The sequence below is a fragment of the Staphylococcus sp. 231237_7MaSpsaltlick genome (assembly GCF_043107035.1).
Window position 1 is genome coordinate 82,274 of sequence record NZ_JBICNX010000004.1, and the last position, 12,020, is coordinate 94,293.

Here is a 12,020-nt window from a genome sequence, read left to right on the forward strand (position 1 = left end):
TTTTTCAATGTTACTGTTCTTTTTAAGTATATAATGCAACACGCAGTGACCTTAGTCACTACATTGCTTATTCTTTACGATTTTTGGAGTTTTTTAAGTCTATTTGTGCGACGAGTGGGTCATGGTCGCTTGCGCGTCCAGACATGTCGGTGAAGTCGCTATTTACATGTACTGGGTCAAGTTTTGTACTATCTACTAAATTATTTGATACTAGTACATGATCAAGTGCTTGAGAATTCCCTTGATAAACATATGAGTAACGGTCTTTTTCAGGAACTTTATTCATCATATCTGTCATGTTAAAGTTTTCTAGTGTTTTGATTGGTTTTGACCATTGGAAATCATTGTAATCACCAACGGATATAATGTTTGCTTGTGGATTATCTCTTTGTACTTGTTCTATGAAGCGGCCAACTGCTTTAGCGATCTCAACTCGTTGGTTTTCACTTTGTAATACGGGTGGTTGTTGACTACCAAATAATGGCATATCACCATTTTTTGAATTCCAATGATTTGCTAGCATAATAACTTGTTCACCATGAAATTTAAATTGAGCGGCTAATGGTTTCCTTGAATCATCAAATGCTGGATTATGTGGATCTATTCGACCAGGGTTATGTGTGAGATTACCATCTTTATATGATACTGCAGTATCCGCGTCCCCTGGCTTAATCGCTTTATCATAATGCACACGTTTTGGATTATAAAGGAATCCTACTCTAATATTGGCGTTAGGCTGACCGCCGTCTTCATTCATATCGGGGTCAATATTTAAATATTTGTATTTAGGTCCTCCAGCTTCTTCTATCTTTTTGATTAAGCGTTCATATGATTCGTTGGCTTCTGGTCCACCGGCATTGGGGCCGTCATTATCTTGAACTTCAGTGACTCCAATAATATCTGGGTTTTTCATATTGGTGGTAATGCCTTTGGCAATTTTTTGAGCTTTATCTTCGGTAGTGGATTGTTGATTATTAGAAAAGTTTTCTAGATTATAAGAAGCAACATTTAGTTTTTGTTTATTTGGTTCTAATGATGTGGGTTTGGGTTGAGCATTTCCTTTAACGTGTGCTTGTTTCATATCATCTAAATCTACATTAATTTTATAATTAGAGTACCCGTAGTTTACATATCCGATTATTGGTCCTTTAAAATGATCTCCTGTGGCAACATCAAAATCACGTGCAGCATCATTATCATACATTTTAAAAGGGATGCGCTCCCCATGTGAACTATTTTCGGTCAATCGTACGCCACCATTTTTAGTTTTAGCAGGTTGATTGTCTAATACGGTAAAGAGTTCCCCGTGTTCCTGTGGTCCAACGCTTCTAATATCTCCAGTTTCTACACGCATACCTTCTAACGATTCCCAGTAATCTATTGCATATTGATTACGATCAAATGTATTGAACTGGTCATTTGCTGAGACTTTCGTTGGTACATTTTTTATTTTATAAGGTTTTGGTAATGATTGGTTTGAAGATTTTTCAGTAATTTTACCGCCTTTATCATCACGCGCATTAATTTGTGTTACAGGTAAGTCAGTTTTCTTCTTTTCACTATAACCATCAATATAATATTCGTCGACTGTACCGTTCACTTTTACTAAATCTCCAATTTTTGTATTGTAATCTTGATTACCTGTATAAATGATAAGACCTTCAGAAGTGTTTGGATTATTATCCTTTTTATTATCTGGAGTTTGAATATGTAAGTAGTGGCCACCATTCAATTTATATTTATAGGTTACTATGCCTTCTACGTTTTCTACTTTTTTGTCATCATAAGGTGATTTATGACCTTCCCCTTGGATATCATGAATAGATAAGTTTTTAGTAGCTTCTTTTTGTATGTTTTCTGTTGCTGCTTGTGTAGTTGTCGTTGCAATAGCTGACATGGCTAGGATTGAAATGAAACTAAATGCAGTTTTAAACAAAATAATACCCCCTTCAGTGTTAATACATTAATAGTGTAACAAAGCAGAGTAAGCAATATTGTAAAATTTTGATAAATTTATGTTAAATGCAAAATAATGGTGGCTTATACTTCAGTTTAATCTTTTAATTGAATTGTATTATTTTGTAAGTACTTAAAATCGAGTAGAAAAAAGTAGCTGATTTTATTAAAATTGATATATACATATTTTGAAAATTGTTACATAAACTATTTATTAATTGAAGGAGCGTTTGATATGATTAGTCGAACTGCGGAAAGAGTACTTACGTGGATTGGAATTGTCCTACATGCACTATATTTCTTAATATTTGCTGGACTTTTAGTTGCATTAAATCTAAATGCGACAGAATTTAAGCAAAGTATGTTAGATAGTGAGACAACAATGGAAGATGCAAGTGGAGCTTTTATTATTATTAATGCATTTTTGATTACAGTGGTAATTATCGCTTTAATAATGTTAGTATTGGGAATTTTATCTGCACTATGGATTGGGAAAAGGAATAAACCTGCTGGTGTTATTTTAATCATCATTGGGGTCTTTTCACTTTTTGGTAGTCCATTAATCGGAGTGTTATGGATTGTAGCAGGCATCATGTTATTAGTTAGAAAGCCTAAACCTGAAGATTATCATAATAAGCAAAATTCATTTGAAACAATGGAACTATTCATGAACTCTAGGTGAGTGAGTAACACCAATACGATGTAATAATATAATGAGAGCCACCTCAAAATGATTTAATTTTTTGGGGTGGCATTTTTAGGATGTATATCTGCAATTATACTTATAAGTTATTATGGTTGTTGCTTTTTAGTTTCTTTTAGTAGTAAAGCAGAAATAAGACCAATGATGAGTAAAGCACCAGCTAAATAGAATCCGGTTGCCATTTTTCCTGTCATATCTGTTAAGTAACCTGTTAGATAGGGTGCTAAAATCGAGGCAGTCATTCCGATAAAGTTATAAACACTAAATGAAGTTCCAAGCGCATTTTTCGGAGCATTGTCTGCAACTACAGCGATTAGTACTGGATTGGTACTTATTTTACCTACAATTCCGTAACCGATTAAGGCAAGGTATAATATCCATATATTATCGAACAAAACGATAGAGATGGTGAATAGAAATGCTAATGGTAACATTATAAGTAACACAGGACGTCGTCTACCTAATCTATCTGATAACCAACTAAAGAACAGTGATCCAGGTATTGCTGCCCATGGTACTAGTGAAGCAATAAACGCAACTTGTGCACCGTTAATACCACGTTCAGTTTCTAAATAGAATGGAAGCCAGGTGATAATCATAAAGAAGCCGTAAATCGAACAGAATATGATGACATACGCAAGAAGTAGATTTCGATTTTTAAAGAGACTACTGAACTGAAATTTTGTTTCTGTAGTGGTTGGGTCGACTAATTGTGTTTTTGGTCGTTCCTTAATCACGGTATACATTAGAAAGCCTAGGATAAGAATAGGTATGGCAATTATAAAGAATGGGATATGCCAACTCATGCCAAATTCATGCACGGTATAGCTAGAAATAAAGTATCCGATAGATGTACCAAAGGCCATTCCACTATTAATAAGTGCGCTACCCAATGTAATGTGTTGTTTAGGTATTGCTTCTGATGATAGGGCGTATTGTGGACCATAAAACATGCCTTGGGCAAGGCCGACAATGAGCCAAGCAATCATAAATAATAAGAACGTAGGCATGATCCCTGTAATTGCTGTAGCTATACCGAAAATAATCATACTAGGGATCAGTATTTTTTTACGTCCAATTTTGTCGCCTAATATCCCTGAAGGAATTTGGGTCACTGTATAGCCGATGAAAAAGATACTCATAATGAGTCCGAGCTGGGCATTATTTAATGTAAACGTATCTTTAATATTTCCCATTATAGGATTAAGTATAGTACGGGCAGCGTAGATAACGAGCCAACCCAACGTGAAAATGGATACCAATTTAATCCAATAATATTTACTAATTGGTGTTGATTCTTGATGCATAATTTAAATACTCCTCTCAAATTTTCAAACTACTATGTTTAATCATACCTTTTTATGTTGTGTGTAACCTTGTATGAAATGACAAAAAGTATTGATGATTTTGAGTGGAATTAACATGAAATAGTATTAAATATCTGAACATAAGTAGTATGGCGTTACGTTGGATAGAATTTAATTTGTAAGGATAATAATGATTGGAATTGTTGATATATCAATAGTTTGTCACTACCTTCAGTGTCCGGACAGACAAACCGAAGACTTACCAATATGTACTTAATGTAAGTTGTGTCAGGAAATTAGAATTATATTTTGGAATGTTCTCAAACCTGTTGTATTTTAGGTTAAATAATAACATATCTAACTTGATATAAAGCAATCCTTAAAAATGTTTATGTGTTATTTTTGTAAGTCCCTCGTTAACTTTAAAAATTTTGTGCTTGCTATCTGTAATACCGAGTTGAATTAATCTTTGGGTATGCATTGTTAAATAGTTTTGAGCATCTTGTTCTGTTGTAAATGCGTAAATTCCCCCAGCTTCTTGTGCATTTTCATTTTCTGTCCAAATTTTCCAAAGAAATCCTGGTTCTTTAGTGATTGACCTCGCTAGTTCTGAAAAAGCTTCAGTCATTTCTATACCGAATGGACCTGTTATAGGGAAATCTATTTGTAGAATATAAGTCATCGTAATGACCTCCTTTATTAAAATTTTCAACTACTTGTTCATGTGTAATTACATGGTTAATAAGCATTAGTAAATGCTAATCATACATTAAATAATGACCCTTTTAGAAACATGAATATTGATTCATCCCTTTAAAATATCGAAAATCATATTTCTACAATAAATAATGAAAAATTTTTAATAATTTAACAGCTAATTTCAATGCAATATTTTCTTAAAAATATCATTTGGTATTTAGATATTAAAAATTAATGTTATATTAACAATTCTATGAAAGAAATTTACAAATTATTAAACCTCCTTGTATATAATAGGATTCATTACGATTAAGGAGGTTAATTTATGAAAAGAGAAAAGTCGATGTTGAAGTTATTTACTACAGGGGCAGCAAGTGTAGTATTGATGATGTCCTTGGGAAGTAGCAATTTTGCTGAAGCGAGTGCACCAGGACAGGGAATGCAAGAACAATCTACAACGGATAAAGCAAATAATAATGAGCAAGGTATCCAGGTTACACAAGATAAACCAAAGGTTGCTCCGGTGCCTGTAAAGAATGAACCTAACCGTATAATCACAAATTTCAATGGAGATACAAAGTCTGAAATGGCATTCAATTGGTATACAACGGATGAATTTAAAGATGCTAAGGTATGGGTCTCTGAAACGGGGGATTTTAGTGATGCTAAATCATTTGATGCCTCTACGAAAAAAGTAATTTCTAAATACATAGAAAGGGACAAAAACGGTAATTTTATTTTTGCAGATGTTGAAAAAGATGATGAAGGAAAAGCTATAAAAAATAAAAATGGGAAAGAAAAAGTAAATGGTTATTATACAGATGAACACGCAAGTGGTCCTGAATGGACAAGGGGAGATTTGCAAGGAAAGACTGAGATGACTAACGTAAAAGAATTTAATTATAAAGCAAAAGCGACAGGACTTAAGCCAAATACAAAATACTATTACAAAGTTGGAAGTGACAGTGGTGCTAAAAGTCCAGTAGGTCAATTCCAAACATCTGGTGGCAAAGGAGATCCTTTTAAATTTGTACAGTATACAGATACGCAAAACGCATTTTGGAATGAACATGTTAGAAACGAGGCGCAATTTGGTGCAGATACTTTAAATCAAGCAATTCAAACTGCGGGTAATCCAAATTTTGCATTGCATACAGGAGATTATGTTGAAACGGCAGAAGTGGAAGATGAGTGGTTAGACTTATATGAGCAATCGCGACCATCATTTATGTCATTGCCCGTTGCAACAGCTGCAGGTAACCATGATGAGTATGCTTTAAGTGAGGAAGATGGTAAATTGTTAGATTCATTTAACAAGCATGTAAATGTACCTAAAGAAAATAATGCGGTTAATGGGGGCTCATATTATTCATTTGATTATAATGGAGCGCATATGGTCGTAGCCAATACGAATGATAATAAAAAATCTAAAGATAATCCGGATGAAAAAGCAATTGGTAAAGAGCAGATGGAATGGATTAAATCAGATATTAAAAAAGCTAAAGCAAATGGAGCCAATTGGATCGTGTTAAATCTGCACAAGCCGATGTATTCAAAATCATATCATGCATTATCGGATGAGGATGTGCGTAAAATTCGTGATGAGTTAACAAAACAAATTGATGAACTTGACGTGGATTTAGTATTGCAAGGGCATGACCATGTGTTATCGCGCACACATCCTTTAGAGCATACATCAACGAAAAATAGCTTTGTAAATGCGAAGAAAGAGGATGCGAAACAAGTACTTGGAGATGATAATGTAGAGTACTATGATAATCCTAAGGGTTCTGTATATGTGTTACCTAATACAGGTGGAACTAAGGCTTATGACAATATTTATGATAGATCCTTAGAACATATTAAGAAAGTACGTCCAGAATTAGGTGACTTAACACAAGATAAGTTAGATCACTATAATAGCTTGTTCGCATTAGGAAAACAGCCACATAAATCTAAGGCCTTTGAAAAGAGTCATGAAAATGATCGTAATGCATCTGAACAAAATTTCTCTGTTTATGAAGTTGAAGGAGATAAGTTAAAAGTAAAAATTTATCAATTATATGGTGATATCAGTAAAGGAGAACAGCGCCAAGTTAAATTGGTAGATGAATTTGGAATATTGAAAGATGATAAAGCTAAAAAGTAACGTTTGTTATAACAGATGAAGTGACGACTTTACAGTGATAAAGTCAGTCTTGTTAGTGATTGTAAGTTAGGAGTTTTTGAATGCATAAAATCATTTATAGTCTTTTATTTATTATTATGATGATTACTATGGCAGGTTGCCAAGGACAACAAGGATCAGCTAAGACTGATATGAAAGATAAAGCAACACAAAATAAAAATTTAACGCAACATGATAAAGATAAATTAAATAAAGCGATAACGAATAAAGTCGTTGCATATGCTAAAGAACAAAAATTATCAGTTTCGAATCGTTATGTAGGAAATGGCAGTTATAGTGAAAGTGATTTTTATGCTACAACGACTGATGGAGAGATACAAGTTATAAATAATGACAAACCGGGCGCTAAAAACTTTAAACTGCATAATGTAACTGGACTGTCAGTTTATACATCTAAAACTGGAAACATCGGTTTAGATGATGCAGCAAAAAATCTGACTAATATTGAGGGTTATAAATCTGTAGCTAATACGACATATCCAATAAAGAAATACTTATTTGCAGATAACGGTAAGGTATATGAATATGCCTTTGAAGGTGATGACCATACAACCTTATCGACTGGATTTGCATATAAGGATAGTAATGACAAAGATCCTAATTTAAAGCCTAATGTCATATTTAAAGAAACAAAGAATGATACAATTCGTAAAATGTGGTCGAATGTATTGAGTGAATATGATTAGACGATTAAAAAGGTCATACAAGAATTGTCATATTCTCCCTTATTAATTATTATTTCCCAAGCAATAATATAAAAACCGTACGCCATGCAAACTTCAATTAATTGAAATAGCAGTGGAAGTACGGTTTTTTATTCGTGAAAGTAAGTATGGGAGAAAGCAATTATGTTTGAGTTAATTCATGCATAACAATCATGTGACATTTAATTTATGATAATGTTGCACAGAATGACTAAGCTGTACTTTATCAATATTATGGCCTATGACTACTATATAATCATCTATGTTGAGATGGGACGATACAAGATTTAAATGGTTGTTGGTATACTGAATTAAATTTTTTACATTACTGTCATCAAAGGTTAGAAAGCCTTTAACTCTGTAAATATGATCAGGTAAGTTTTGAAGCCAATTTATAAAAGATTGTTTATGCCAGGAGTGTGAAAAATAAAATATTGAATGACCCAGTGTACTATGGATTATTTTTCCACCGTTAAAGCGTTCGTCTTTTGTTAATTTATTGCTCTTTATATGATCAAGTGTTACCTCACCATGACTTGTAATAAAGTAAGGGATACCTGGATGACGCGTAGTTATAGTTTCAATCACTTTTAATAATTGGTCGGAAGTAATTAAATCACTCTTATTTAGCACAAAGTTTGAGCAATGTGCCATTTGGGCGATAATTAAATTTTGTATATCTTCGGGTAATTGAGGTAATTTACTATACAACTGCACATCAATGACACTTGTTAGGCTGACTACATTGCTAAATGGTTTTAATACAGGTGTTAAACATGCGTCTAGAACTTCAAGAGGATGCGCAATACCACTGCATTCAATAAAGACAATATCTGGTTGATAATCAATATAAATATCGTGTAATTGCTCAGTAACATTGGATTTCATTTCACAACAGATACAACCATTAATAATTTCACGTAAGCCGATTGAATTATCAATAAGATGACTATCTACACTTTGAGTACCGAATTCATTCACAATTACAGCTGGTGTTTGATTTTGAGATCTTGCACTTTCGATAAAGTGATTCAAGGTGGTAGTCTTCCCTCCTCCTAGAAAGCCACTAATAATGACAATATCCATTTGCTTTACACCTCCTTTGCTTCGATATCTTTAAAGCTCATACTGCCTGTTGTTGTTTGTTGACCTTGGTATTTACCATTATACTGTCGAGTGCTAGGTGTTAGTGTTTGGGCGATAACAATTTGGCAGATTCTTATATTTTCTTGAATTATTAAGTCAAAATCATTGGCATTGTACAACTCTAGAGTGATATTTCCGTGAAATCCTGGATCAACCCATCCAGCATTTTGTATAAACAAGCCTGCACGTCCAATAGAACTACGTCCTTCAACAAATGCTGCTAGTTCGTTGTTTAATCTTATATATTCATTGGTTGTAGCTAATATGAATGATTTTGCAGGAATTGTTATTTTATGTGCATTAACCTCTTTATAGTAAACGGGTTCCAAAATATTTTGTTTTAAATCTTGAGGTTGTTGTGGAAACAGATAATGGTTACCTAATGTTAAATCAATAGATGCTGATTCAATATGTTGTGTTTGAAGCGGAGTGATTTCCATTTTTCCTTGTTGCAAGAAGTGTTTAATGTCAGTATCAGAAAGTATCATATGTATAACTCCTTTTTATAAATAGATTATTGCGAAATGTTATAAGAATGCGTGTTTAAGCTAACTAAATGTATGACTTGTTGTGAATGACCTAATTTAGTACATGTATAAAGCAATTGCTATTGAGCCAATAAATGTTAAAGTTGTCGCATTGCTACTTTGGTTAAATTTATTTTGGTTAAACGGATGAATTGGTAATTGGTAGAAAATAAATATAAAATCGTAGACCCGCGTAAAGATCTACGATTTTATTGAAATAAATTATCCCTAGAGGGAAATGTATAAAAATGAATGTAACAACCCTAATTTATAAATAGGAATGATTCCTATTTATATTTTGATTATAGATTTATAAATGATATTAGTCAATAAATAATTTCTGCCAAATTGAAAGAGTTATAAATAAAATTAGAGTTTTACGTAATCGAATGTACTTATAGTAAAATGATATTTTTTCTATAACTTTCAAACGTCTAAGTTAACTTAATATTTTAAAGAGATTCATTTTTACTTAATAATTATTTTGTACAATATATAGCGAAGGTAGCTTGTAAGTTTGAAAATAGTTATAGAAAGGCTTGAAGATTACAGATGAGACAAAATAAATATAGTATCCGAAAAGGCACTATTGGCGTATCATCAGTAGTTATATCAACTATAATATTGGCTTTTAGTGGAAGTACTGCTAGTGCAAATGAGGATTTTGATAATCAAAATAGTCAAAATAACAACTCGAATATTAAGCATGCGACACAGAAACAACAACCCTCTATTAAGGACGATGGAAATAAACAGCATTTTAATGCACAATACACTTCTATACATAACCATACCGAGTCATTGAATCAACAGAAAGAAAACTTAAAAAGTAGCAAGGATAATGCATTTTCCAGCGAAGTTGTCGCCAATGTTGGTAAACAGTCTCTGACTACTAATAATAAAGATGCAAATGAAACCGTATCGAAAATTGAAAATAACCAACAAACTGATAGCACAGCGAAGGAAGACAATGGTAATGAGGAGAGACAATCAACACGAACAACACACACGACTCAAGAGAATAATGCACTCGCGCATCGACTGAAAGCAAATGAGTGTATTACAGATCATAATCTGAAGTTTACACATGTAAACAATAGAGGATATCCCTTTAGGTATAAGCGTAATCAAGGTATAAAGGCACAACAGTATCAAAATAAACAGCTTCAAGAACAACAATTTATAAGTAATCAAACAAGTAGTGAATTATCAAATAATCAAAATAGCACGAAATACGCTACCGACGAAAGTTACCATTCTACGCAACCAAGAACTCAACAAAACGTTGGCAATGATAACTATGAGCAATATCATTCATCGAGTCAATTAGAAGACAGTTCGATGAAGATTAATGCGCATGCGACAAATACTAATCATAACAGTCATGACGAACAGGCCAATATACAAAGGGAGATTAGTAATCGACGCAATGAACAGTCACTAATGAACAATACTGCACCCATAGTTGAACAGAGTAACAATGTAGTTAAACAAACTCGGTATAAGAATACAGACCCTATTATATTAGTACATGGATTCAATGGGTTTACAGGTGACAACAATCCTGATCCGAATGATTTATATTGGGGAGGGAGAAGGTTAGATATTCATCAAGATTTAACAAATAATGGATATGAAAACTATGTTGCAAGTATTAGTGCGTTCGGTAGTAATTATGATCGTGCTGTGGAATTGTATTATTATATTAAAGGCGGTACCGTAGACTATGGCGCTGCACATGCAGCTAAATATGGACATGCACGATTTGGTAAAACATACGAAGGTGTATATAAGGACTGGCAGCCTGGTCAAAAGATACATCTTGTCGGTCATAGTATGGGAGGGCAAACGGTCCGTCAACTAGAATCTTTATTACGAAATGGCAGTCAGGAAGAGATTAATTATCAGCGGCAACACGGTGGTGAAATTGCGCCCCTCTTTCAAGGTGATCACGACAATATGATAACTTCAATTACAACTGTAGCTTCGCCTCATAATGGTACATATGCAGCAGACTTATTAGGAAATGAAGCGCTAATTCGACAATTTGTATATGATTATAGCAAGTTTCAGGGAAATAAATATTCAGATATTGACTTTGGATTAAGCCAATGGGGGCTAAAGCAACGTGAAAATGAAACGTATATCGATTATGTTGAAAGGGTGAAAAGTGAAAGTAAAATATGGCAGACAGACGATAATGGATTTTATGATTTAACACGTGCAGGGGCAACTAAGTTAAATCAACAAACGTCACTCAATCCAAATATTATTTATAAATCGTATAGTGGCGAATCAACAAGACCAACGTTTGACGGTAAGCAAAAAGCCGACATCAATATGACATTGAGACATACTGTACCTGGAAATGTAATTGGGAAGGTTGAGGATAAGGCGTGGAGAGAGAATGATGGCCTAGTTTCAGTCGTTTCTGCACAATATCCATTTGGAGAAAGAAGTATGATAGCAACAGATGAAGTAAAAAAGGGAATTTGGCAAGTTATGCCTGTAAAACATGACTGGGATCATGGTGATTTTGTTGGCACAGATGCTACGGAAACGCAAATAACGACAGATGAAATAAGACAAATGTGGATGGGAATCGCTAATGATTTGGTTAAGAATGAAACAGTCGTTTCTTAGAAATTTAAACGCGAAGTAGTGCTAAAATTTAATAATAAATTTTAGCGTAAATTAGACATAATGCATTCATTATGAGGTGTTAGTATTATGCCACAAAGATTAAGCGTTATGGGCAACTAATTGAAACAGTAAAATAAGACTCTCCTT

Annotated in this window: 9 protein-coding genes; 4 read left to right on the plus strand and 5 right to left on the minus strand. The window is 33.5% G+C overall.

What is annotated here, in order from left to right:
• Positions 1–67: 67 nt before the first annotated feature.
• Positions 68–1,897, minus strand: coding sequence for an endonuclease/exonuclease/phosphatase family protein (locus tag ACF91D_RS08955; protein WP_107590169.1), 1,830 nt, complete (start codon positions 1,895–1,897; stop codon positions 68–70).
• Between the two features lie 294 nt (positions 1,898–2,191).
• Here ACF91D_RS08955 and ACF91D_RS08960 point away from each other — a divergent pair, with 294 nt between their 5' ends.
• Positions 2,192–2,638 (plus strand): DUF4064 domain-containing protein, encoded by a 447-nt coding sequence (locus tag ACF91D_RS08960; protein WP_107590147.1) that lies wholly within the window; start codon positions 2,192–2,194, stop codon positions 2,636–2,638.
• Positions 2,639–2,748: 110 nt separating this feature from the next.
• Here the strand turns inward: ACF91D_RS08960 and ACF91D_RS08965 are convergent, their stop codons facing one another.
• Positions 2,749–3,966 (minus strand): MFS transporter, encoded by a 1,218-nt coding sequence (locus ACF91D_RS08965; RefSeq protein ID WP_107591375.1) that lies wholly within the window; start codon positions 3,964–3,966, stop codon positions 2,749–2,751.
• Between the two features lie 379 nt (positions 3,967–4,345).
• Entirely contained in the window at positions 4,346–4,648 is a 303-nt protein-coding gene (locus ACF91D_RS08970) for a monooxygenase (RefSeq protein ID WP_107590149.1), read from the minus strand.
• Between the two features lie 342 nt (positions 4,649–4,990).
• On the opposite strand from ACF91D_RS08970, the gene ACF91D_RS08975 reads away from it, so the two are divergent.
• Entirely contained in the window at positions 4,991–6,814 is a 1,824-nt protein-coding gene (locus ACF91D_RS08975) for a purple acid phosphatase family protein (protein WP_107590150.1), read from the plus strand.
• A gap of 80 nt (positions 6,815–6,894) precedes the next feature.
• Entirely contained in the window at positions 6,895–7,539 is a 645-nt protein-coding gene (locus ACF91D_RS08980) for a hypothetical protein (protein ID WP_107527874.1), read from the plus strand.
• A 189-nt stretch (positions 7,540–7,728) separates the two neighbouring features.
• On the opposite strand, the gene ACF91D_RS08985 is transcribed toward ACF91D_RS08980, so the two are convergent.
• Both ACF91D_RS08985 and dcd read right to left on the minus strand, forming a co-directional pair.
• Positions 7,729–8,643 carry a CobW family GTP-binding protein gene (locus ACF91D_RS08985; RefSeq protein ID WP_107590151.1) on the minus strand — a complete coding sequence of 305 codons (915 nt, stop codon included), beginning with the start codon at positions 8,641–8,643 and terminating at the stop codon, positions 7,729–7,731.
• Between the two features lie 5 nt (positions 8,644–8,648).
• Positions 8,649–9,191: a dCTP deaminase gene (dcd, locus tag ACF91D_RS08990; RefSeq protein WP_107590152.1), complete on the minus strand. Its 543-nt coding sequence runs from the start codon at positions 9,189–9,191 to the stop codon at positions 8,649–8,651.
• A gap of 591 nt (positions 9,192–9,782) precedes the next feature.
• On the opposite strand from dcd, the gene lip reads away from it, so the two are divergent.
• Entirely contained in the window at positions 9,783–11,873 is a 2,091-nt protein-coding gene (gene lip, locus ACF91D_RS08995) for a YSIRK-targeted triacylglycerol lipase (RefSeq protein ID WP_107590153.1), read from the plus strand.
• Positions 11,874–12,020: the final 147 nt, after the last annotated feature.

Bases quoted from the DNA above. Each gene is read 5' to 3' on its own strand.
- ACF91D_RS08970 (WP_107590149.1), bottom strand. From the start codon at position 4,648: ATGACTTATATTCTACAAATAGATTTCCCTATAACAGGTCCATTCGGT.
- ACF91D_RS08985 (WP_107590151.1), bottom strand. From the start codon at position 8,643: ATGGATATTGTCATTATTAGTGGCTTTCTAGGAGGAGGGAAGACTACC.
- lip (WP_107590153.1), top strand. From the start codon at position 9,783: ATGAGACAAAATAAATATAGTATCCGAAAAGGCACTATTGGCGTATCA.
- ACF91D_RS08955 (WP_107590169.1), bottom strand. From the start codon at position 1,897: ATGTCAGCTATTGCAACGACAACTACACAAGCAGCAACAGAAAACATA.
- dcd (WP_107590152.1), bottom strand. From the start codon at position 9,191: ATGATACTTTCTGATACTGACATTAAACACTTCTTGCAACAAGGAAAA.
- ACF91D_RS08975 (WP_107590150.1), top strand. From the start codon at position 4,991: ATGAAAAGAGAAAAGTCGATGTTGAAGTTATTTACTACAGGGGCAGCA.
- ACF91D_RS08965 (WP_107591375.1), bottom strand. From the start codon at position 3,966: ATGCATCAAGAATCAACACCAATTAGTAAATATTATTGGATTAAATTG.
- ACF91D_RS08960 (WP_107590147.1), top strand. From the start codon at position 2,192: ATGATTAGTCGAACTGCGGAAAGAGTACTTACGTGGATTGGAATTGTC.
- ACF91D_RS08980 (WP_107527874.1), top strand. From the start codon at position 6,895: ATGCATAAAATCATTTATAGTCTTTTATTTATTATTATGATGATTACT.